17 protein-coding genes are annotated in these 22,859 nt (G+C 71.3%); 7 read left to right on the top strand and 10 right to left on the bottom strand.

All coding sequences use genetic code 11. The features are described 5' to 3' along the window. The first annotated feature begins 42 nt into the window (after nucleotides 1–42). Nucleotides 43–1,803, top strand: coding sequence for a TIGR03767 family metallophosphoesterase (locus ACVHNB_RS34425; RefSeq protein WP_428954677.1), 1,761 nt, complete (start codon nucleotides 43–45; stop codon nucleotides 1,801–1,803). A 215-nt stretch (nucleotides 1,804–2,018) separates the two neighbouring features. Here the strand turns inward: ACVHNB_RS34425 and ACVHNB_RS34420 are convergent, their stop codons facing one another. Together ACVHNB_RS34420 and pepN are read right to left on the bottom strand one after the other, a co-directional pair. Then, the gene (locus tag ACVHNB_RS34420; protein WP_428954678.1) at nucleotides 2,019–3,086 is read right to left on the bottom strand and encodes a hypothetical protein; all 1,068 of its coding nucleotides are present in this window, start codon (nucleotides 3,084–3,086) and stop codon (nucleotides 2,019–2,021) included. A gap of 185 nt (nucleotides 3,087–3,271) precedes the next feature. Continuing rightward, on the bottom strand, nucleotides 3,272–5,851 hold the full coding sequence (pepN, locus tag ACVHNB_RS34415; RefSeq protein WP_456226675.1) for an aminopeptidase N: 2,580 nt from the start codon (nucleotides 5,849–5,851) through the stop codon (nucleotides 3,272–3,274). 166 nt (nucleotides 5,852–6,017) lie between these two features. Between pepN and ACVHNB_RS34410 the strand changes: the two genes are divergently transcribed. Further along, nucleotides 6,018–6,650 (top strand): mycothiol-dependent nitroreductase Rv2466c family protein, encoded by a 633-nt coding sequence (locus ACVHNB_RS34410; RefSeq protein WP_428954681.1) that lies wholly within the window; start codon nucleotides 6,018–6,020, stop codon nucleotides 6,648–6,650. Between the two features lie 381 nt (nucleotides 6,651–7,031). Here ACVHNB_RS34410 and ACVHNB_RS34405 read toward each other — a convergent pair whose 3' ends face one another. The 3 genes from ACVHNB_RS34405 to ACVHNB_RS34395 all read right to left on the bottom strand — a co-directional run bounded on the left by ACVHNB_RS34405 (nucleotide 7,032) and on the right by ACVHNB_RS34395 (nucleotide 10,835). Further along, entirely contained in the window at nucleotides 7,032–7,682 is a 651-nt protein-coding gene (locus ACVHNB_RS34405; protein ID WP_428954683.1) for a superoxide dismutase, read from the bottom strand. A gap of 182 nt (nucleotides 7,683–7,864) precedes the next feature. Further along, on the bottom strand, nucleotides 7,865–9,292 hold the full coding sequence (locus ACVHNB_RS34400) for an amino acid permease (RefSeq protein WP_428954684.1): 1,428 nt from the start codon (nucleotides 9,290–9,292) through the stop codon (nucleotides 7,865–7,867). A 157-nt stretch (nucleotides 9,293–9,449) separates the two neighbouring features. Further along, entirely contained in the window at nucleotides 9,450–10,835 is a 1,386-nt protein-coding gene (locus ACVHNB_RS34395) for an amino acid permease (RefSeq protein ID WP_428954685.1), read from the bottom strand. A gap of 294 nt (nucleotides 10,836–11,129) precedes the next feature. On the opposite strand from ACVHNB_RS34395, the gene ACVHNB_RS34390 reads away from it, so the two are divergent. After that, nucleotides 11,130–11,726 carry a biotin transporter BioY gene (locus tag ACVHNB_RS34390; RefSeq protein ID WP_428954686.1) on the top strand — a complete coding sequence of 199 codons (597 nt, stop codon included), beginning with the start codon at nucleotides 11,130–11,132 and terminating at the stop codon, nucleotides 11,724–11,726. Between the two features lie 11 nt (nucleotides 11,727–11,737). On the opposite strand, the gene ACVHNB_RS34385 is transcribed toward ACVHNB_RS34390, so the two are convergent. Then, complete coding sequence (locus ACVHNB_RS34385) at nucleotides 11,738–13,090, bottom strand: FAD-binding protein (RefSeq protein ID WP_456226674.1); 1,353 nt, start codon at nucleotides 13,088–13,090, stop codon at nucleotides 11,738–11,740. A 62-nt stretch (nucleotides 13,091–13,152) separates the two neighbouring features. Then, nucleotides 13,153–13,920: a hypothetical protein gene (locus ACVHNB_RS34380; RefSeq protein WP_456226673.1), complete on the bottom strand. Its 768-nt coding sequence runs from the start codon at nucleotides 13,918–13,920 to the stop codon at nucleotides 13,153–13,155. A gap of 159 nt (nucleotides 13,921–14,079) precedes the next feature. Here ACVHNB_RS34380 and ACVHNB_RS34375 point away from each other — a divergent pair, with 159 nt between their 5' ends. Continuing rightward, nucleotides 14,080–15,708: a serine/threonine-protein kinase gene (locus tag ACVHNB_RS34375; protein WP_456226672.1), complete on the top strand. Its 1,629-nt coding sequence runs from the start codon at nucleotides 14,080–14,082 to the stop codon at nucleotides 15,706–15,708. A 6-nt stretch (nucleotides 15,709–15,714) separates the two neighbouring features. Here the strand turns inward: ACVHNB_RS34375 and ACVHNB_RS34370 are convergent, their stop codons facing one another. After that, nucleotides 15,715–17,151: an amino acid permease gene (locus tag ACVHNB_RS34370; protein WP_428954690.1), complete on the bottom strand. Its 1,437-nt coding sequence runs from the start codon at nucleotides 17,149–17,151 to the stop codon at nucleotides 15,715–15,717. 174 nt (nucleotides 17,152–17,325) lie between these two features. Here ACVHNB_RS34370 and ACVHNB_RS34365 point away from each other — a divergent pair, with 174 nt between their 5' ends. Together ACVHNB_RS34365 and ACVHNB_RS34360 are read left to right on the top strand one after the other, a co-directional pair. Continuing rightward, nucleotides 17,326–17,814, top strand: coding sequence for a ribose-5-phosphate isomerase (locus ACVHNB_RS34365; RefSeq protein WP_428954691.1), 489 nt, complete (start codon nucleotides 17,326–17,328; stop codon nucleotides 17,812–17,814). 122 nt (nucleotides 17,815–17,936) lie between these two features. Next, nucleotides 17,937–18,764, top strand: a complete 828-nt coding sequence (locus ACVHNB_RS34360) for an Fpg/Nei family DNA glycosylase (protein WP_428954692.1) — start codon at nucleotides 17,937–17,939, stop codon at nucleotides 18,762–18,764. Here ACVHNB_RS34360 and ACVHNB_RS34355 read toward each other — a convergent pair. Next, a complete protein-coding gene (locus ACVHNB_RS34355; protein ID WP_428954693.1) occupies nucleotides 18,761–19,990 on the bottom strand; it encodes a GNAT family N-acetyltransferase in 1,230 nt (409 codons plus the stop codon). The two genes, ACVHNB_RS34360 and ACVHNB_RS34355, sit on opposite strands and share 4 nt — an antisense overlap. A 140-nt stretch (nucleotides 19,991–20,130) precedes the next feature. Between ACVHNB_RS34355 and ACVHNB_RS34350 the strand changes: the two genes are divergently transcribed. Beyond that, the gene (locus ACVHNB_RS34350) at nucleotides 20,131–21,303 is read left to right on the top strand and encodes a PP2C family protein-serine/threonine phosphatase (RefSeq protein ID WP_428954694.1); all 1,173 of its coding nucleotides are present in this window, start codon (nucleotides 20,131–20,133) and stop codon (nucleotides 21,301–21,303) included. Between the two features lie 138 nt (nucleotides 21,304–21,441). Here ACVHNB_RS34350 and ACVHNB_RS34345 read toward each other — a convergent pair whose 3' ends face one another. Next, complete coding sequence (locus ACVHNB_RS34345; protein ID WP_456226671.1) at nucleotides 21,442–22,623, bottom strand: cation:proton antiporter; 1,182 nt, start codon at nucleotides 22,621–22,623, stop codon at nucleotides 21,442–21,444. Between the last annotated feature and the right edge of the window lie 236 nt (nucleotides 22,624–22,859).

Raw genomic sequence — 22,859 nt, 5'->3', positions numbered from 1 at the left:
CGCCGTCACTGTCGACGCGTTCGCACTCGGGGAGACCGCGCCATGTCGCGCATACGCTCTGTCACCAAAGCCGCCGCAGAACTCGACCGCCGTACGTTCCTGGCCGCGACCGGCGCGGTGACCCTGACCGCCGGACTCGGCTACGCCCTCGCCCCGGGCGGCTCCGCGGCCGCCGCGGGCCCCGCCCCGGCCCGCACCCTCTCCTCCCGCGGCGCCCCCGCGGCCCCCCTCGCCCCCTACACCCGGGGCACGACCCTCGCCTCGGTCGCCGCCGCCCCGGCCGGCCCGGGCTACCGCCGCCTCGGCGACGGCCCGGCCTGGCAGCGCGTCGTCCGCTCCGACCTCAAGGCGCCCCGGTCCGGACGCGAGGCCCGCCGCACCGCGCTCGCCGCCTTCGTCCAGTTCACCGACCTGCACCTGGTCGACGTACAACACCCGCTGCGCTACGAGTACCTGAGGTCGCAGACGGCCAGCGCCTGGCGCCCGCAGGAGGCGCTCTCCGTCGCCGGAGCGGTGGCCCTCGTCGAACGCGTCAACGCCCTGCGCGGCGCCCCCGTCACCGCGTCCCCCCTGCAATTCGTCATGACGACGGGCGACAACACCGACAACAACGCCCGCTCCGAACTCGACTGGTTCCTCAAGGCCATGAGCGGCGGCCGCATCAGCCCCAACACCGGCGACCCGCGCCACTACGAAGGGGTCCAGAACAGCGGCCTCCCGCTCTACTGGCACCCGGACGCCGCCCTGCGCGACGCCGACAAACAGCGGCACCACTTCCCGCGCATCCCCGGCTTCCTCGAAGCGGCGATCGCCGACGTGCGCAGCCCGGGCCTCAACCTCCCCTGGTACTCCACGGTCGGCAACCACGACGCCCTGCCCGGCGGCTGCTACGCGCCCGGCGACGCGTTCTTCGCCGAGTTCGCCGTCGGCGGCCGCAAGCTGATGGAGCTGCCCACCTCCGCCGGCAAGGCGATCTGGGACAACGTCCAACAGGGCGGCGACCCCAAGGGCACGGCGTTCAAGGAACTGCTCAAGAGCCAGGCCCGCCACATGCGCGCGGTCACCCCGGACGAGGCCCGCGCCCCGTTCACCCCCGCCGAGTACCTCGCGGCGCACCTCGACCCGGCCCACACGGGCCCCGGCCCCGTCGGCCACGGCTACACCCAGGCCAACCTCGCCTCGGTCACCCAGTACTACGCGTTCCGGATCTCCGACGACGTCCTCGGCATCAGCCTCGACACGACCGACCCCGGCGGCCACTACGAAGGGTCGATCAGTACCAGCCAGCTCACCTGGCTCACGCGTCAGTTGAAGGACGCCGCACAGCGCGGCGACCACGTCGTCGTCTTCTCGCACCACACCAGCAAGACGATGCGCAACCTCCGCGAGGACCCGCACCACCCCGGCGAGCGGCGCCACGGCGGCAAGGAACTCGCCGCCCTCCTCTCCCGCCACCGCCCGGTCCTGGCCTGGGTCAACGGCCACAGCCACAAGAACGCCATCACCCCGCACGCCGGCGAGAACGGCACCGGCGGCTACTGGGAGATCTCCACCGCCTCCCACGTCGACTTCCCGCAACTGGCCCGCATCATCGAGATCGCCGACAACCACGACGGCACGCTCTCCCTGTTCACCACCCTCATCGAGTCGTCCGCCCCGCACCGCACGGACACCACGGACCTCACCCAGACAGGCCTCGCCGCCCTCTATCGCGAACTGTCCTTCAACGCCCCCGGCTCCCGGGCCACGCTCTCCGGCACCCCGGGCGACCGCAACACGGAACTCGTGCTGCGAAAAGGCTGATTCCCGCCCCTCCGGCCCCTCCGGCCCATCCCGGAGCAACCGTCCCACCCGTCCCGGCGGTCCTCAACTGCAACGCCGACTGGACGGGCGACCCGACCGGGGCGGCAACGGCCGAGTTCTGCCCCGAGCAGCGCCCCGGAACACGTGAAGGGACGGGACCCACTGCCCGGGTCCCGCCCCTTCACTCCCCTCCGGGCAACCGCCCCGGTCCGTCACTACCGGGGCAGCACCACGACATACGCCGCCGGATCGCGGTCGCCGGACGCCATCAGCGCGGTCCGCACCACGGCGGCCTGCTGCTCCAGTGACTCGCGCAGCTTCTTCGGCGTGATGTGCACGACCGTGATCCCGAGCCGCTCCAAGTGCTCCCGCTTACGGGCGTACTCGCTCCACATCGCGTCCTCGTCCTGCCGCGGCGCCCGCGTGTCCAGCTCCACGGCCACGGCCTGGTCGGGCCAGTACGCGTCCACGCCCCCGAGGTGCGGGCCGCCCGGCAGCCGCAGGTCCACGTTCCACAGCGGGTCCGGCAGGCCGTGCTCGCGCACCATGGCGAACAGCCGGTCCTCGGCGATGGCCCGCCCCTCCGCGAGCAGGGAGTCCACCGCGTCCACCACATGCGGCCGGGTGAGCAGCCGGGCCTGCGTCAACTCCCGTACGACGGATGCCGGTTCGCAGTGGCCGCCGCGCACGGCCTCGGTCAGCAGCCGGCGCACGGTGCCCGCGTCGGAGAGCTGCGCCACCGCGTCCGCGACGGCCCGCGGCACCGGCGCGACCGGAACTCCCGCCACCCGCAGGGGAGTCGGCATGCCCGTCGTGCGGACCAGCCGGGCGAACTCGGTGGACCGCAGGCGCCGGGTGCGCGGCACGAGGACGTCGATGTGGTCGAGCGAGAGCAGCGGGGGAGCGGACGTGAACCCGTGCAGCGTCAGCGCCGCGAGGCCGGTGACCATCGCGTCGGCGTACGGCACGACGGGCGCCCCGTGCGGATCGCCGGCGGCGGGCTGCGTGGGCACGCCGTCCGCCGGGCGGCGCCGGTCCTGGACCCGGCCGGCGTACAGCAGCACCGCGTGCAGCCGCTCCTCGCCGGTCGGCGGCCCCGGGTGGAGCAGGAACACCCCGGGCAGCAGCTGCTGCCAGGGCCCGCCGGGCCGGCACTGCTCGGACACCGCGGAGGTGGTGACCCCGTGCGCCTTCAGCTGCGCGCCGCTCATCACGCGCCGCTGGGTCTCGACGAGGTGACGCAGGGGGCGGGGGGACAGGGGGGCGGGGGTGTTGTGGTTCATGACCCGGGCATTCCCGCCCGGATCACCCCCGCTAACCCCTGTTACAGTCCCGTCGACAAAACCGGACAAGCTCGCCCTAAAGTCCAGACGTTCGACTGCCGAAAAGGCCAGGCGGAGCCCGGGGTTACGGCCCCCGATGACCGCGTTCGGTAACACCGCGGATCCGGGGGCCGGGCCGTCCCTCGCTACCGGGCGGCGGCCTCGTCGCAGGCCTGGCCGCGCAGCGACCGCGCCAGGTCGTCACGGGCCTCCAGGACCAGACGCCGCAACGCGGGCGCGGCCCCCTCGTGCGCGGACAGCCACGCGTCGGTCCGCTCCAGCGTCGCGGCGGAGTCCTGCAGCGACGGGAACAGGCCCCGCACCACGTCCATCCCGATCTGGATGGACCGCTCCTCCCACACCCGCTCGATCGCCGCGAAGTACTTCTCGGCGTACGGCGCCGTCAGGTCCCGCCGCGACGGCTGCTGGAACCCGGCGATCACCGCCTCCACCAGCGCGTTCGACAGCACGTCGGACTCCACGACCTGCGCCCACGCCTGCGCCTTCACGGCCTCTGAGGGGCGCGCCGCCAGGCACCGCACCTGGTGCCGCTTGCCGGACGCGGTGTCGTCGCGCGCCAGCTCCGCGGCCAGCGCCGCCTCGTCCGCGACGCCGTACGCCGCGAGCGTGTCCAGGAACGCCCAGCGCAGCTCCTGGTCGACCTCCAGACCGTCGATCTTCGCGCTGCCCGCCAACAGGCCCTGCAGCAGCTGCAGATCGGCCGGGCCGGACGCGACGGCCGCGAAGAACCGCGCCCACGTCAGCTGGTGCTGGCTGCCCGGCCCGGCGAGCCGCAGCTCACGCAGGGCGCCCTCGGCGAGCAGCCGCCCGCCCTCCTCGCGCCACTGCGGCGCCGCGTAGTGCTCGAGCGCGGACCGCGCCCAGGCGTGCAGCATCTGCAGCACCCCGATGTCCGACTCGCGCCCCGCGAACCGCAGCACCAGGTCCACGAAGTCGCGGGCCGGCAGCAGCGCGTCGCGCGTCATGCTCCACAGCGCGGACCAGCACAGCGCGCGGGCGAGCGGGTCGGAGATCTCGCCCAGCCGCTCGCGCAGCGTCGCCAGCGAGTTCTCGTCGAACCGGATCTTGCAGTACGTGAGGTCGTCGTCGTTGACGAGCACCAGCTCCGGCGCCTCGGCCCCGGCCAGCTCGCCGACCACGGTCCGCGGCCCGTCGACGTCGGTCTCGGCCCGCGCGTACCGCTCCAGCGCGCCCTCGGGCGTCCGCCGGTACAGCCCGACCGTGACCCGGTGCGGCCGCAGCTCGGGGTGCGACTCGGCGGCCTCCTGGAGCACCGCGAGCTCCGTGATCCGGCCCTCGCCGTTCAGCACGAGCTGCGGCGTCAGCGAGTTGACCCCGGCGGTCTGCAGCCACGAACGCGACCACGCCGCCATGTCCCGGCCACTGGTCTCCTCCAGCACCGACAGCAGATCGCCGAGCCGTGTGTTCCCGTACGCGTGCCGCTTGAAGTACCGCCGCGCGCCTTCGAGGAACGCGTCCCGGCCGGCGTAGGCGACGAGCTGCTTGAGCACGCTCGCGCCCTTCGCGTACGTGATGCCGTCGAAGTTCAGCTTGGCGTCCTCCAGGTCACGGATGTCGGCCGTGACGGGGTGGGTGCTCGGCAGCTGGTCGGCGCGGTACGCCCACGACTTGCGGTTGTTGGCGAACGTGATCCACCCGTTCGTGAACCGCGTCGCCTCCACCATCGAGAACGACCCCATGAAGTCCGCGAAGGACTCCTTCAGCCACAGGTCGTCCCACCACTGCATGGTGACGAGGTCGCCGAACCACATGTGGGCCATCTCGTGCAGGATCACGTTCGCCCGGCGCTCGTACGAGGCCTGCGTGACCTTCCCGCGGAAGATGAACTCCTCGCGGAAGGTGACCATGCCCGGGTTCTCCATGGCGCCGAGGTTGTACTCGGGCACGAACGCCTGGTCGTACTTCCCGAAGGGGTACGGGTAGTCGAAGTGCTCGTGGAAGAAGTCGAGCCCCTGCTTGGTGACGAGGAAGATGTCGTCGGTGTCGAAGTACGGGGCGAGCCCCTTGCGGCACATGGCGCCGAGCGGCACGACGAGCTTCGAGCCGTCCTCCAGGACGCGCTCGTAGGAGTCGGTCACGTAGTGGTAGGGGCCGGCCACGACAGCGGTGATGTACGTCGAGATCGGCTTGGTCTCCGCGAACTGCCAGACCCCGTCGACGAGTTCACCGACGCCGTTGGACCACACCGTCCATCCGTCCGGGGCCTGCGCGCTGAACCGGTACGGCGCCTTGAGGTCCGGCTGCTCGAAGTTGGCGAAGACGCGCCGCGCGTCGGCGGGCTCGTACTGCGTGTAGAGGTAGACCTCGCCGTCCTCGGGGTCGACGAACCGGTGCATGCCCTCACCCGTGCGCGAGTACGCGCACTGGGCGTCGACGACGAGCTCGTTGTCCTCGGCGAGGTTCTCCAGGTGGATGCGGCTGCCGTCGAACACGGCGGCCGGGTCGAGGTCCTCGCCGTTCAGGGAGACGGCCGTCACCGACGGCGCGATCAGGTCGACGAAGGTGGCCGCCCCCGGCTCGTTCGCCCGGAACCGGATCGTCGTCACGGAGCGGAAGGTGCGCGGGCCCGCGCCGCCGCTCTCGCCGACCGCCGACCGCAGATCCAGCGCGACCTCGTACCCGTCGACGGACAGCAGGCCCGCCCGCTCGCGGGCCTCGTCGCGGGACAGATTCTCTCCGGGCACGGGGGCACTCCTTCGTGACGTTCTCATGTGGCCTGTCCAGGTCCTTGTGGGACCGTTCGAACGCCTACGATCCTCGCACGCGCCCCCGCGCCGGACATCCGGGAATGCCTGCGGTGCGGGTCGCGTTGCCGCAGGCGAGACCACCCGGTGATGTGCGAGGAGAGACATGTCCGAGAAGACCCCCGTCGACTTCTGGTTCGACCCGCTCTGCCCCTGGGCCTGGATGACGTCGCGCTGGGTCCTGGAGGTCGAGAAGGTCCGCGACATCAAGGTCCGCTGGCACCTGATGAGCCTTGCCGTACTGAACGAGGACAAGCTCGACGACCTGCCCGACGAGTACCGCGAGCTGCTGGAGACCAAGGCCTGGGGCCCGGTGCGCGTCGTCATCGCCGCGGAGCAGGAGCACGGCGCGGAGGTGCTCGGTGACCTGTACACGGCACTCGGCACCCGTATCCACAACCGTGGTGAGGGCCCCACGAAGGAGGCCGTCGCCGGCGCCCTGGAGGAGGTCGGCCTGCCTGCCTCCCTCATGGACCACTGGGACGGCACGACGTACGAGCCCGAACTGCGCGCCTCCCACAAGGAGGGCATCGACAAGGTCGGCCAGGACGTCGGCACGCCGGTCATCGCGGTCCCCGGCGCGGACGGCGAGCAGCTCGCCTTCTTCGGCCCGGTCGTCACCCCCGCCCCCAAGGGCGAGGAGGCCGCCAAGCTCTGGGACGGCACACTGCTCGTCGCCTCGGTCCCGGGCTTCTACGAGATCAAGCGGACGCGGACCCAGGGGCCGATCTTCGACTGACCCCGCCGGACAGGCCCTAGTCGTCGATGTCGGCGGGGAGACGTCGGCCCTCCCAGGTCCTGAGGTGCTGGCGCATCGACCGGCATCCGGCCGTGGCGCACCGCCAGGTCGCGTGGATGTCCGCGGGGCTCACCCCCTGCGACTCCAGGAAGGCCTCTTCGTTCGCCCTCAAAGGGCGGAAGGGCCGGGGCCCGCCGCCGCACGTGGGGCACGACCACTCCATCTGCGCTGCTTTCACCATGCGGACCAAGGTCCCCCGGAACCCCGCATACCGACAGGCCCCGCGAGTCACGTCCTCGCGGGGCCTGTCGTTTTCAGCCGCCCGCCGGCGTGAAGGTTGAGAAGACGATCACGAGGCGGGACGTATGGGGTGCGGGCCCGTCAGGGGGCGAGCAGCAGGGAGTTCACCCGCTCCTTCGCGGCGGCGTACCGCTTGGCGACGTCCTGCCAGTTGACGACCTGCCACATGGCCTCGATGAAGTCGACCTTCTGGTTCTTGTACTGCAGGTAGAAGGCGTGCTCCCAGGCGTCGAAGACGAGGATCGGGGTCGAGCCCTGACCGACGTTGCCCTGGTGGTCGTAGACCTGCTCGACGATGAGGCGGTTGCTGAGCGGCTCGTAGGCGAGGACGCCCCAGCCCGAACCCTGGGTCGTCGCGGAGGCCTTGGTCAGCTGGGCCTTGAACTTGGCGAAGGAGCCGAAGGACTCGGTGATCGCGTCCGCGAGGTCGCCGACCCCGTCCGCGGCCAGCGGCTCGCCGCCGCCACCGTCCTTGGGGCTGTTCATGTTGTGCCAGTAGATGCTGTGCAGGATGTGGCCGGAGAGGTGGAAGGCCAGGTTCTTCTCCAGGCCGTTGATGGCGCCCCACGACTCCTTGTCGCGCGCCTCCGCCAGCTGCTCCAGGGTGTCGTTCGCGCCCTTCACGTACGCCGCGTGGTGCTTGTCGTGGTGCAGCTCGATGATCTGCGGGTTGATGACCGGTTCGAGCGCCGCGTAGTCGTACGGAAGTTCAGGGAGCGTGTAGATGGCCATGTGCGTCTGCCCTCCGGCTGCTGCAAGGTGCTGATGCGAGCTTATTGCAATCAATGTGCAAGTGCAGGCTAACAGCAGGAGGGTGGCCGAGTTGATCAGCCCTTCGACCTAGGCCGCGGCCGCGCACGCGAAGGACCCCCGGGCCAGGTCGGCCCGGGGGTCCTTCGCGTTGCGGGGGAGTGTTACGCGGCCGCCCGCGACTCCGCGATCTTCTGGCGGACGTATCCGACGACCGCGAGCACGATCGTCAGGCCGCCCGTGTAGTACAGCTGCACGCGCGTGTCGTGCTCCCGGGCCATCAGGACGAAGACGACGACCATCGCGAGGAGCGCCAGGACCGTCAGGTACGGGTACGCCCACATCTTCACGACGAGCTTCTCGGGCGCCTCGCGCTCCAGCTTGCGGCGCAGGATCAGCTGCGAGAAGGCGATGAAGAACCAGACGACGAGGATGATCGCGCCGATGGTGTTGAGCAGCCAGGCGAAGACGTCGTCCGGACGCCAGTAGCTCAGCAGCACGCAGACGAAGCCGAAGACCGCCGACAGCAGTACGGCGACGCGCGGGACCCCGTTCGAGATCTTGCCGATCGCCTTCGGGCCCATGCCGCGGGCGACCAGCGAACCGGCCATGCGGGAGGCGCCGTAGATGTTGGCGTTCATCGCCGAGAGCAGGGCGATCAGGACGACCACGTTCATGATCTGGCCGGCTGCCGGGATGCCGAGGTGGTCGAGGGTCGCGACGTACGGACCCTTGGTCGGGATCTCCTTCGCGGTCCACGGCAGCAGGACCACGACGACGGCCATCGAGCCGACGTAGAACAGCGCGATGCGCCACATCGCCGTACGGACCGCCTTGGCGACGCCCTGCACCGGGTGCTCGGACTCGGCGGCGGCGATCGTGACGGTCTCCAGGCCGCCGTACGCGAAGACGGACGCGAGCAGACCGACGATCAGCCCCTCCGTGCCGTTGGGCATGAACCCGCCGTGGCCGGTGAGGTTGGACATGCCGGGCGCGTCGACATCGGGCAGTACGCCCAGGATCGCCAGCACGCCGATGGCGAGGAAGAGCACGATCGCGCCGACCTTGAGCGTCGCGAACCAGAACTCGAACTCGCCGAAGTTCTTCACGGCCGCCAGGTTCGTGCCGGTGAACAGCAGCATGAACAGCGCGACCCAGGCCCACTCGGGCACGCCCGGCACCCACGCGTGCACGATGCCCGCGGCGCCGATCCCCTCCAGCCCCACCGCCACGCACAGCAGGAACCAGAACGCCCAGCCCGCCGTGAACCCGGCCCACGGGCCGATCGCCCGCTCGGAGTGCACGGAGAACGAGCCGGAGGCCGGGTACGCGGCCGCCATCTCGCCCAGCATGCGCATCACGAGCATCACGAGGGCGCCCGATATCGCGTAGGCGAGGATGATCGACGGTCCGGCGGCCGCGATGGCGGTGCCGGAGCCGACGAAGAGGCCGGCCCCGATCACACCGCCGAGCGCGATCATGGACAGATGGCGCTGCTTGAGACCGTGGCCGAGCGACGGCGTATCGGCCGCCGGCTCCACCGGCTGCGCGTCCCCGCTCTCTGCGGTTGACTGCGCTGACGTCCGAGACATGGAATTGCCCTGTTCAGTAGCTGAGACGCGGGGAACGTAAGGAACGCGTAAAACGGCCCACAGTCTGAGCGGCGACCCCGCCTACAGGGAATACGTTTCCGATATACGGACACGACGCTCACACCCCGCGACGAGCGTGTCGACGGTCCGTGAAGGATCAGGCACGCCGTGCGCGCACTTCCCGCACACCCGCGACCAGGAGCACCGCCGCCGTCGCCCCCGTCGACCACAGCAGCTGCGGCCGCGCCGTGTCGTCGGTCAGCATCAGCCCGAACACCGCGGCCATCGCGGCGAGCGTCGCCCAGGTCAGCCACGGGAACGCCCACATCCGCAGCACGAGCCGCTCGGGTGCCTCGGCCTCGATCCGCCGCCGCAGGCGCAGCTGCGACGCCGCGATCAGCGCCCACACGAACAGCAGCACCGCGCCGACCGAGTTGAGCATGTAGAGGAAGACGGTGTCCGGCCACTCCAGATTGAGCAGCACGGAGACGAAACCGAAGGCCACCGACGCGAGCACCGCCCTGCGCGGCACCCCGCCGCCGCTCACCTTCAGCAGAGCCTTCGGCGCCTCGCCGCGCTCGGCCAGCGAGAAGACCATCCGGGACGAGCCGTAGAGGTTGGCGTTCAGCGCCGACAGCAGCGCCACGAACACCACGATGTTCATGATCTGGCCCGCCGACGGGACGCCGATCGAGTCGAGGACCGTGACGTACGGACTGATGCCCGCCCGCTGCGCCGTCCAGGGCAGCACCGTCACGATGACCAGCATCGAACCGACGTAGAAGAACAGGATCCGGAACACCGCGCTGCGCACGGCCCGCGCCACCGAACGCACCGGGTCGTCGGACTCGGCCGCCGCGATGGTGACGACCTCCAGGCCGCCGAAGGCGAAGACGACCGCGAGGACCCCGGAGACGACCCCCTGCCAGCCGTTGGGCAGGAAGCCGCCGTCACCGGTGAGGTGGGTCAGGCCGACCGGGTCGGTGTCGGGCAGCAGCCCGAAGACCGCCAGCGTGCCGAGGACCAGGAACGCGATGATCGCGACGACCTTGAGCGTCGCGAACCAGAACTCGAACTCGCCGAAGTTCTTCACGGCCGTCAGGTTCGTCGCGGTGAACACCACCATGAACAGCAGCACCCACGCCCACTGCGGGACACCCGGCACCCACCCGTTGGCGATCTGCGCGGCGCCGGTCGCCTCGACGGCGAGCACGACCACCAGCAGGAACCAGTACAGCCACCCCACGCTGAACCCGGCCCAGCGCCCGAGCGCCCGCTCCGCGTGCACCGAGAACGAACCGGACGCGGGCATCGCCGCCGACATCTCGCCGAGCATCCGCATCACGCACATCGCGAGCGCGCCCGCGATCAGGTACGACACGACGATCCCGGGCCCCGCGACCGCGATCCCCGCGCCCGACCCGACGAACAGTCCGGCGCCGATGACACCGCCGAGGCCGAGCATGGTCAGATGGCGCTGCTTGAGCCCGCCGGCGAGGGGCTCGGCGGGGACGGCTGAAGAGGGGGTTGCGTCGTCGTGCATGTGCTTCAGCCGATCTGGGGACTAGCGCGGTATTGGCGGGAACCTACAGTCTCCCGTTCGGGCGCCGTCCTACGCAAAACGGGCTCTTCCCAGTGACCAGCATCACCTTGCGCGAGGTGTACACGCGCCCCTTTGTACGGAGCCCACCAACAGGCGCCTCCACCCTTTGTCGACCGGCGACCGTGATCGGCTCAACTCCCCTGGGATAGCGTCACGGAGTCCCTTCCCCAGGCTCTCAGCTCCGTTCGAGCAGGGGAGACCCCACTTGCCCGTACTCGAGAACGCGGAGTCCCCATGAGCACCGCCGCTGTCACCGCCCGTCCGGGCAAGGTCCTGGCCGACCTCCTCCCCGCCTCCCGCACCAAGTCCGCCGTTGCTGTGAAGAGTGCGGCCCTGGTCCTCGGCGGCGCCGCCCTCACCGGCATCGCCGCGCAGATCGCGATCCCCGTGCCGGGCTCGCCGGTGCCGGTCACCGGGCAGACCTTCGCCGCGCTCCTCGTCGGCACCGCGCTCGGCGCCCGCCGCGGCTTCCTCTCGCTCGCCCTGTACGCGCTCGCCGGCATGGCCGGCATGCCGTGGTTCGCCGAGGGCGGCTCCGGCTTCGCCATGCCGTCGTTCGGCTACGTGCTCGGCATGCTGCTCGCCGCGACCGTCGTCGGCTCCCTGGCCCGCCGCGGCGGCGACCGCTCGGCGCTGCGCACCGCGGGCACGATGCTGCTCGGCGAAGCGATCATCTACGCGATCGGCGTCCCGTACCTGGCGCTCTCCACCGGCATGAGCCTGACGGCGGCGATCGCCGCGGGCCTCACCCCGTTCCTGATCGGCGACGCCCTCAAGGCGGCCCTGGCGATGGGCGCGCTGCCCACCGCCTGGAAGTTCGCCGACAAGTAGGGCGCCCGTCCTCAGCGGACGCTGTAGTTCCTCCGGAAGAGGTTCGCCGGGTCGTACGCGGCCTTCAGACCGGCGAGCCTCTTTCGCGTATCCGCGTCGTACAGCCCCTCCGGGCGGTCGCCGCCGCCGAACGCGAAGTTCAGCGAACGGCCCACGGCCCGGGGCGCGACGGCCGCGAACGCCCGTGCGTGGTGCGCCCGTGCGGCCCCTCGTGAACCGCCGTCCAGCGGCGACAGGATCCGCACCAGCCAGCCCGCGTCCCGGTACGGCACGGCGTTCGGCGCGGGCCGCGACAGCGCGCCGCCCAGATGGTTCAGCTGCACGACGTGCATCGCGTCGGCCGCGGGCCCGGACCGGGTGAACACCTCGGTGACGGCCTCGGCGTCCAGCTCGCTCAGGAACACGCTGTCCCCGTAGTACGCGTGCGGGAAGTCCGGGTCGCTGTGGATCGTGTGGCTCTCGCCGTACGGCATCTCGCGCAGGGTGTCCGTGACGGCGGGACCGAGCGCGGCGCGCAGCGGCGCCACGAGCCGCTCGCCCTCCTCGGCGGAGCCCGTGAACGCGACCCGCACCGAGACCAGGTACCGGCCGCGCAGCTGCGGCGGCAGCATCGGCAGGTCCGGGTACACGAGCGCGGCGAGCGACGAGGTGAGGGCCTGCGGGACCGTCGCCGCCCAGTCCGCGTACGCGCGCACGATGTCGCCCGGGGCGGTCACCCGCCCGTCGTGGGTGAGGGACCCTCCGTACAGGCGGGTCACCGGCACCAGGTCCACCTCCAGCGCGGTCACCGCGCCGAGGTTCGCGCCGCCGCCGAGCAGGCCCCACAGCAGCTCGGGGTCGCTCTCGGCCGTGACGTGGCGGGCCGTGCCGTCGGCGGTCACCACGTCGACGGACCGCACGTGGTCGGCGGTCCAGCCGAACTCCCTTCCCAGGATGCCCAGTCCGCCGCCGAGGACGTAGCCGACGACGCCCACGCCCGGCGCGGAGCCGTTGAGCGGGGCGAGGCCGTGCTCGGCGGCCGCCTCGGCGACGGCGCCCCAGCGGGCGCCCGCGCCGACCCGGACGGTGCGGGCGGCCGGGTCCACGGTGATCCCGGCCATCCGGCGCGTACTGATGAGGACTCCTCCCTCCGCGTCGCCCGGCAGTCCGTGGCCGGTGGCCTGGACCCCGACCGGGAGCCGCCGGGCCGCCGCGTACCGCACGGCGGCCACCACGTCGTCCGCGGTGGCCGCCGCGAAGATCACGTCGGGCCTTTGGGCGAACCCGGTCTGGAATCCGGCGAGTTCGTCGTCGAAGCCGGGCTCGCCCGGCCGGAACGTGAGCGGGGAGGCGCCGGCGGTGCTGTCACGGTCATGCGTCGTCATGCGGCGTACTGTGCCCGCATAACCTGACAGGTGCCGTCAGCTTTTCCCGGCGTGCACCTTTCTCAGCCGGCCTCGGACGGCTTCCTGGACGTCCACCACAGGCCCGCCGCGCCGGCGGCGAGCAGCGCGGCGCCCGCCGCGCCGAGCGGCAGCACCTCGTCCCGGGGGCCGGTCGACGGCAGGGTCTCCCGGTCGGTGTCCTTGCCGCCGCCCTTGTCGCCGCTCTTGTCGCCGGCCGGTGCCGCGGGCTTGTTCTCCGTGCCGAGCAGCAGCGGGGTCACCGGCGCGTTCGGCGAGGGGCTGGTCGTGCCGAACGGCACGGGCCCCTGCTGCCAGTACGTCTTCTTGCCGTCCGCGCTCTGCACCGGCAGGCAGATCTTCCCGGTCTTCGCGGTGTCGAAGGTCGCGGAGACCTTGTACGACACCGATTTCCCGGCCGCGACATTCTTGATCCCGCAGCTGAATGCGCTGTTGGATCCCTTGGGCAACTTGTTCTCGGGGACCGCCGAGCAGCCGGGCACATCCTTGATCGTCATTCCGTCGAAACCGACGACGAGGAGATTGACCGGCCCGCTGTCCTTGGTGCCCTTGTTGCTCAAGCTCGCGGTGAGACCGCTTGTTTCCCCGGTCGCGTTGTCGGCCGAGATCTTCTTGGAAAGACCCGTGGTCAGTTCGACGCCCGCAGGTGCCTCGTCCACGGCCTTGCCGCCCTCGCTGCTGCCCGGACCAGGCCCGTCGTCCGCGACAGCGGTGAAGGGCAGGATCATTACTGTCGAGATCGTCGCGGTCAGGAGTGAAGCGGCGATTTTGGCCTGACGCCTTGAACTCATGTTCGTCCCCCTAGGTCTTTCCTGGTCTTTCCGGTGTTTCTCCAACTGCGCCTGAATTCGCAGTACTTGAAGAGGTACCACAAGATTTCTCCGCACTATGCTGGGACGGCGCGAAGTGTCGTTTTTGTGTTTCGGGGGTGCAGTGGATTGCAAGGAAACATGAGCGGAGGCGTCCGGGGACTGGTGGTGGCGGCGCGCTACCGGTTGGACGCACACATAGGCCAGGGGGGAATGGGGCGTGTGTGGCGTGCGGTGGACGAGATGCTCGACCGCCCGGTCGCCGTCAAGGAGATGCGCATCGACGGACTCGACCCCGAGGACGCCCGCACCCGCCGCGAGCGGACCCTGCGCGAGGCCCGCGCGACGGCCCGCATCGACCACCCCAACGTGGTGCGCGTGTACGACGTGGTGGACGAGGGCGAACGCCTGTGGATCGTCATGGAACTGGTCGACGGCCGTTCCCTGGAGCAGGTCCTCGTCGAGGACGGGCCGCTCGACCTGGACGCGGTCACGGAGATCGGCCGGGGCCTCGCCGAGGCGCTGCGCCCCGTGCACGCGGGCGGCGTCCTGCACCGCGACATCAAGCCCGGCAACGTGCTGATCGAGCGGGTGGGGCGGCGCCGGGTCATGCTCACCGACTTCGGTATCGCCGCGATCCAGGACACCGAGGCGCTGACCATGGTCGGCATGCTCGTCGGCTCGCCCGACTACATGGCGCCCGAGCGGGTCTCCGGCCGCCCGCAGGGCCCGCCCTCCGACCTCTGGTCCCTGGGGGCGACGCTGTGCGCGGCGCTCGGCGGCCGCTCGCCGTTCAGCCGCGACACGACCCTCGCGACGCTGCACGCCGTCCTGTACGAGGAACCGCAGCTCCCGCCCGAGGCGGGCCGGCTGCGCCCCCTCCTGGCCGCGCTCCTGGCGAAGGAGCCGGAGGACCGCCCCGATCTCGACGCGGTCCTGGAGGCCCTCGCTCCGGCGGCCCCGGCCGAGGAGCACGCCCCGGCACCGCCCCCCAGGACCCCCACGCTCGACATAGGGCTGCGCCGCCCGGCCGGTCCGCCGACGGCCCCGTCCAGGACGCCGTCCGAGGCCCGGACGGAGTCCGCGACGCCCCGCGGGCGAGACCTGCTGGGGCCGCCCGCCGCGCCCGCCCCGGCCGGACGGCGGCCCGGGCGCCGCCGCGTCGTCCTTCTCACCACCGGGGGAGTACTGGCCGCGGGCGTCGCCGCGGCCCTCGCCCTCACCCTGCCGGGCGACGGCTCGCCCGGCGGCGAACCGCAGGCCGGCGGCTCCTCGACGGCCACGTCCCGGCCGCCCACGGTCGAGGGCACCTCGCGCCCGCCGGCCACTCCGTCCCTGCCGCCGGGCTCGCGCCGCGAGGCGGGGTACGCGTGGGTGCCGCCGAAGGGCTGGGAGCGGGTCGTGAAGACGGCGTCGGAGGTGCACTACACGTCCCCGGACGGCACCCAGGAACTGGTGGCCCAGTCGGCGCTGGCCAAGGACGACCTGCTGGCGACCTGGCAGAAGGCGGAGGTCGACGCCCACCAGGGCCAGGACTACGAGAAGATCCGCCTGAACCGCACGACCTTCCGGGGCCGCCCCGCGGTGGTCTGGGAGTACCTGTTCACGCTCAAGGGCGACCGCTGGCACGCGGAACTGCTCGGCTTCGAGCAGGGCTCGCGGTCCTACCAGATCGGTACCTGGTACCAGCCGCGGGCGGAGGGCCGGGCACGCCCGACGTACGAACAGGTCAAGAAGACCTTCACGGTGCTCGGTCCCTCCAGCGCCTGACCGCCCTCAGCTGCTGCGCCGCACCTTCTCGCGGACCAGCGAGAACCCGACCACGAACGCGGCCACCAGCAGCGACAGGAGCACCTGCTCGCGACCGGCGTCGTCCGTGAGCATGTAGACGAGCACGAACGAGATCATCGCGATCGTCGCCCAGGTCAGATACGGGAACAGCCACATCTTCACGATGAGCTTCTCCGGCTGCTCGCGCAGGATGATCCCGCGCATCTTCAGCTGCGTGAAGCAGATGACCAGCCACACGAACAGGGCGACGGCACCGGAGGAGTTCAGCAGGAAGTCGAAGACCGTGTCCGGCCACTGGTAGTTGAACCAGACGGCGAGGAACCCGAACACGACGGAGCCGAGGATCGCGGTCCGCGGCACACCGCGGGAGGTGGTGCGGGCGAACGCCTTGGGCGCGTCGCCGCGCTGCCCGAGCGAGAAGGCCATGCGGGAGGCGGTGTAGAGACCGGAGTTGAGGCAGGACAGCACGGCGGTCAGCACGATGACGTCCATGACCTGACCGGCGTGCGGGATGCCGATCGAGTTGAGCGCGGCGACGTACGAGCCGTCCTTCAGGATCGAGGCGTCGTTCCACGGCAGCAGGGTCAGCACGACGAAGATCGAGCCGAGGTAGAAGATGCCGATGCGCCAGATCACCGAGTTGGTGGCCTTGGTGACGGCCTTCTGCGGGTCCTCGGACTCACCGGCGGCGAGCGTGACGATCTCGGAGCCCATGAAGGAGAAGACGACCATCAGCACACCGGTGAGGATCGCGCCGGGCCCCTCGGGGAAGAAGCCGCCGGCGTCCGTCAGGTGCCCGAAGCCGTTGCCCGGGTTGTCGGAGCCCGGCAGCACACCGAAGACGGCGAGCAGGCCGACGATCACGAACGCGCCGATGGCGACGACCTTGATCCCGGCGAACCAGAACTCGAACTCGCCGTAGGAGCCGACCGCCGCCAGGTTCACGGCGGTGAGCACGACCATCACGATCAGCGCCCAGCCCCACTGCGGGACGCCGGGTATCCACCCGTTCAGGATCTTGGCCCCGGCCGTCGCCTCGACGGCGAGCACCACGACCCAGAAGAACCAGTACAGCCAGCCGATGGAGAACCCGGCCCAGCGCCCGAGCGCCTGGTCGGCGTAGGCGGAGAAGGAACCGGAGGACGGCCGGGCCGCGGCCATCTCGCCGAGCATGCGCATGACCAGCACGACCATCGCGCCGACGAGGGCGTACGAGATGAGGATGGCGGGACCCGCCGCCGCGATGCCGGAACCGGACCCGACGAACAGGCCGGCGCCGATGACACCGCCGATGGCGATCATGGACAGGTGCCGGTTCTTGAGCCCTGCCTTCAGGCCGTCGCCGTCGCCGGGCCCGCCCTGGCCCGGTCCGGGTGCGCTGGGCGAGGTGTCTTCCGTCGCAAGGGATGACTGCGAGGTCATGAACGGATCCTTAGGTTCTCGGGGTACGAGCCCTGGCATTCAAAGCGCAGAACCGCGCGGAGCGGAAGACCTGACTCCGGATTGTTGCCTTCCTTACGTCGGGTTTACTTCCGGACGGTGATGTTCCGTACCCGGACGCGGCTACCCGGCGCGCGGCGTGCCACACTCGGACCCATGCGCGTGTACCTCGGCTCGGATCATGCCGGCTACGAACTCAAGAACCACCTGGTCGAATGGCTCAAGGCCCACGGCCACGAGCCCGTCGACTGCGGGCCCCACATCTACGACGCCCTCGACGACTACCCCCCGTTCTGCCTCCGCGCCGCGGAGCGCACGGCGGCGGACCCGGAGTCGCTCGGCATCGTGATCGGCGGCTCCGGCAACGGTGAGCAGATCGCCGCGAACAAGGTCAAGGGCGTCCGTGCGGCCCTCGCCTGGAGCGAGCAGACGGCCGCCCTCGGCCGCGAGCACAACAACGCGAACGTGATCTCCATCGGCGGCCGCATGCACAGCGAGGAGGAGGCGACGAAGTTCGTCGAGATCTTCCTGAGCACCCCGTACTCGAACGAGGAGCGCCACCAGCGCCGCATCGACATGCTGTCGGCGTACGAGGAGACGGGCGAGCTCCCGGCGATCCCGGCCCACCACCCGCAGCAGGGCTGAGTCCGTTCCCCCGCTCCTCAAGCCCCGGCCGGCATCATCCGGCCCCTCCGGCGATCGAGGAGCGGGGCCCGGGGCAGAGCCCCGGAACACCAGCCCCCGCGAACCCGAGGAGAACGACGGCCGTGCCGGAAGGCCACACGATCCACCGCCTGGCCAAGGACCACGCCGAGCGATTCGCGGGGCGAACGACCCAGGTCACCAGCCCCCAGGGCAAGTTCTCCGACGCGGCCGAACTACTGACCGGTCAAGAGCTGACCCGCACCGAGGCCCACGGCAAACACCTCTTCCTCGGGTTCGGCGCAGCGGACCACTGGGTCCACATCCACCTGGGCCTCTTCGGCAAGTACGCCATCGGCGAGATCCCCGCCCCGCCGCCCACGGACACGGTCCGGCTGCGTCTCGTCAACGACACGCACTACTCGGACCTGCGCGGCCCCACGACCTGCGCCCTGATCACCGACGCCGAGAAGCAGGCGATACACGACCGCCTCGGCCCGGACCCGCTGCGCGCCGGTGACGACCCGGGCAGGGCGTACGCACGCATCTCCCGCAGCCGCACGACGATCGCCGCGCTCCTCATGGACCAGAAGGTCATCGCGGGCGTCGGCAACGTCTACCGCGCCGAGGTCCTCTTCCGGCACGGCATCGACCCGTACACCCCGGGCAAGGAGCTCACGCAGGCCCAACTGGCCGCCGTCTGGGACGACCTGGTGGAGCTGATGCACGACGGCGTCCGCGCCAACCGCATCGACACGGTCCGCCCCGAGCACACCCCCGAGGCGATGAACCGCCCGCCGCGCGTCGACGACCACGGCGGCGAGGTCTACGTCTACCGCCGCGCGCCGCAGCCCTGCCACCTGTGCGGCACCGAGATCCGCACGGCCGAGCTGGCGGCCCGCAACCTCTTCTGGTGCCCGACCTGCCAGCCCGGCGGTACGTCCACCCGCTAGAACCCGTGCTGCAGCCACGGCGCGACCGGCGACCCGAACGCCACCGCCGCCTCCGCGAGCGCCCCCGGCCGCAGCTCCCGCACCCGGCCGGCCCCGGCCAGCTCGGCCAGTGACACGTCACCGAGATACGCGGCGCCCAACTCCCTGACGGACAGGGCGAGATCGGCCGGGTCCTCGGTGCGCCGGCAGGACGCGCCCTTCGCGTCGCCGAAGAGCCGCCAACGCCCATGGTTCCAGGGGCAGAAGGCGTCCTCGACCTCGAACACGACGTCCACCGGCGTGAGATACGTACGCGCTTCGAGAGCGGCCCCGACCTCCACCAGACGTACGTGCATCGAGTCCCGCACCCGGACCGCGCACCGTCGGATGTCGGAGACCAGGGACAGCACCGGATCGTCCACGGGGCGGTTGCGCGCCTCCACCGTCGCCGTCAGGTCGATGTCGCACAGGAACCGCCACAGCGCCGCGTACGCCGCCGGGTCGAGCGCGGTGACGTCCCGCGCCTGGATCCGGCCGTGCGGCACCGCCCACTCCGACTCCGGCTTGTTGTGGAACCGGGCGAAGCCGACCGTCTCCCCGTCCCGCTCGGCGACGACGCACTGCAGCGGCGACGCCCCGCCCCGCTCCTCCGGCGGGTCGAGCAGCGGCAGCCGCTCCCAGCCGGGGCCGCGGTCCAGCATCCCGGGCCGGGTGCCGATCAGCCGCCGGTACACGGCCTCGCACCGCTCGGCCGCCGACGCCGGGTCCACGAACCGCAGCCGCACGTCGTCCGTCCCGGCCGGGGCGTCGATCCGCACCTGCGAGGAGTCGACGGTCAGATACGCCTGCCGCGTGCCGATGCCGTACCCGAACCGGCCGTAGATCGCCGGCTCGGACGCGGTCAGTACCGCGAGCGGCTCGCCCCAGGACCGCACGTCGTCGAGCTGGCGGCGCATCATCGCCGTGAGGATGCCGCGCCGCCGATGCGTCGCGGCGACGCTCACCATCGTCACGCCCGCGGCGTCGACGAACGCGCCGCCCGGCACCGAGACCCGGAACGGGAAGGCACCCGCGGTGCCCACGCACTCCTCGCCGTCCCACACCCCGATCGAGCGGTCGAGGTCCGTCAGGTCCCGCCACAACTGCCGCTCCTGCGGCGACTCCGTCACCCCGCCGAAGGCCAGCTCCAGCTTCGCGTACCAGCGGTCCCACTCGTCCTGGCGCAGTACGCGTACGTCGGTCGTCATAGGCCATCCCTACCAGGGCAACCGGGACATGAGCGAGCGAATTTCCCGACTTCCGGACCAGCCCGGGGTGTGCCCGGAAAGGGGGACAACCGGGACCACCCGTGCACAGGGCCAGGCGCGATGGATAAGGTCCACGAGCAATGGCGGTACGACGAGAGCGGCGCGCGCGCGAGCAGCGTGCGGAAGCCCAGACGTTCCCGGCCCGGATGAGGATGCGTATGCACCGGGTCCGCACCGCCGTGCGCAAATCCGGGGTCGACTACTTCCGCGGCGACGGCTCGGACTGGATCGCGCTCGCCGGACTGCTGATCACGGTCCCGCTGATCGCCTGCTTCACGATCCTCGACCCGGTCTGGTGCTCGCCCTCGGTGCTCGTCCTGCCGATCGTCGCGGGCGGCCTGCTGCTGCGCCCGGCCAGCCTGCTCGGTCTGTACGCGGCGGCGGCCGCGGCGCTGATCGTGGAGTCGGTGCAGCTCGGCCCGTACGCGCAGCGCGCGGCCGGGGTCACCCCCGGCACGGTGCTCACGGTCGCCGCCTGCGGTTTCTTCGGCCTGCTCATCGCGCAGTTCCGCAGCCGCGTCGGGGTGCCCTGGCGGCGCGGCGGCACCATGCTCTTCGACCTGCGCGAGCGGATCCGCACCCAGTCCCGGCTGCCGAAGCTGCCGCCCGGCTGGCACCGCGAGATGGCGCTGCGCCCGGCCGGCGGCCAGTCGTTCTCCGGCGACTTCGTGGTCGCGGCCCGTACGAACAACGGCCGCACCCTGGAAGTCGTCCTCACGGACGTGTCGGGCAAGGGCATGGACGCGGCCTCGCGGGCCCTGCTCCTCGCCGGAGCCTTCAGCGGGCTGCTGGGCTCGCTGCCCCCGCACGCGTTCCTGCCCGCGGCCAACGGATATCTGCTCCGCCAGGACTGGGACGAGGGCTTCGCGACCTCGATCCACCTCGTCCTCGACCTGGAGTCCGGGGACTACGAGCTGTACTCCGCGGGCCACCCGCCGGGCCTCCAGCTCAGCGCGGGCACCGGGCGCTGGGAGGAGAAGGCCGCCGAGGGGCCGCTCCTCGGGGTCTACGACGGCGCCGACTTCGACGCGACGAAGGGCACGCTGCGCCCCGGCGACGTGCTGATGCTCTTCACCGACGGCCTGGTGGAGACCTCCGACCGGGACATCGCGGAGGGGATCGACCGGCTCACCGGGGAGGCCGACCGCTATGTGCAGGGCGGTTTCCACGGGGCGGCCTGGCATCTGATCGAGGCGGTGGCCAAGGACGTCAACGACGACCGGGCGCTCCTCCTCATCTGCCGGGACGCGTGACCCGGCTTCTCGCCTGCCCCGTTGCTGTCTCGGTGCCGGGTGCGGCCCGGTGGGGCTTCTCGCGCAGTTCCCCGCGCGACCAGCCACGACGAAAGCCGCACCCGGCAACGGCAGGTCACCGCCCACGGCGGGAACCTGTCACACCCCCGCCCCGATCCGCTCCTCGACGGGCGCCGAATCCCGCCGCCCACCTGGAAGAATCCGGGCCAGCCGATGAGACTGCCCCGCGGCCAGCGGCCCCAGCACGGCGAGCAGCAGCACATACCCCGCGATGAACGGCGAGAGCCGATGGTCGAGCCCCGCGCCGGCGGCCATCGTGGCCAGGATCAGCGCGAACTCACCCCGGGCCAGCAGCGTCGTGGAGATGTTGGCCGCGGGCCCGGGCCCGAACCCGTAGACCCTGGCGGCGCCGAGCCCCGCCAGCACGTTCATCACCAGCGTCACGGCGACAGCCGCGAGCACCGGCCACAGCACGGTGGGCAGATCCCCGGGATCGATGGACAGCCCGAACGCGAAGAAGAAGATCGCGCCGAAGGCGTCCCGCAGCGGGTGCACGAGCTTGCGGATCCGCTCGCCGGACGTGGTCGAGCCCAGCATCAGACCGACCATGAACGCACCGATGGCGTCCGCGACCCCGAACCACTCCGAGACCCCGGCCACGAACACGGCCGCGCCGAGGAAGGAGATGACGAGGAGCTCGTCGTCCTTGATGTTGAACAGGCGCCCGACGACCCGTGTGCCGAAACGCGCCGCGAGCGCGAGCAGTAGCAGGAACCCGAAGGCCTTGCCGCCGTCCATGACCGCGGCCGCCAGCGAGTCCGCGCCGGACAGGATCGGCTGCAGCGCGGCCAGGTACAGCGCGAGGAAGATGTCCTCGACCACGATGATGCCGAGGATCGGCTTGGTCTCGGGGTTGCCGAGCCGCCCGGTGTCCACGAGCACCTTGGTGACGATGGCGGACGAGGAGATGCCGAGCACCCCGGCGAGGACCAGAGCTTCGGAGGTGCCCCAGCCGAGGGCGAATCCGAAACCGAGGCCGGCGCCGACGTTCAGCGCGAGGTACGTCCCGCCGGCGACGGCCATCTTGCGGCCGCCCTCCTTGAGGTCGTCCAGGTGGAACTCGAGGCCGAGGTAGAAGAGCAGCAGCACCAGGCCGAGCGCGGAGAGCATCTCCAGGTCGTGCGGGTCGGCGACGAGCACGATGCCCGGTGTGTGCGGGCCGAGGAGGATCCCGGCCAGGATGAACAGGGGAATGGTGGGGAGTCCGATGCGTCCGCCGAGGCGGGCGAGGACGGCGGCGGCGAGGAAGGCGCCGCCCATGGCTATCAAGGTGTCTGCGTGTCCGATGGGCCCGTTCCTCCCTGGTAGGGGAAGCACCCTTGGTAAAGGGAGCGTCAAGAAAGCGTCAATAGTTAGCTTACCAAAGGACTGTGGGAGCAGGGCCGGAAGTCCCGGGGTGGGGTTCTCCCCACCCCGGTTTCGCCAGCCGGCCTCATGGTCGGCGGCGCCCCCGGATCCGTACGTTCGAGACACCGGATCCGGCACGTACGAGAGGG

It is taken from the genome of Streptomyces sp. YJ-C3 (assembly GCF_053891275.1).
Note: the sequence above shows the minus strand (reverse complement) of the source record. Positions and strands in the feature narration are given on the sequence as shown.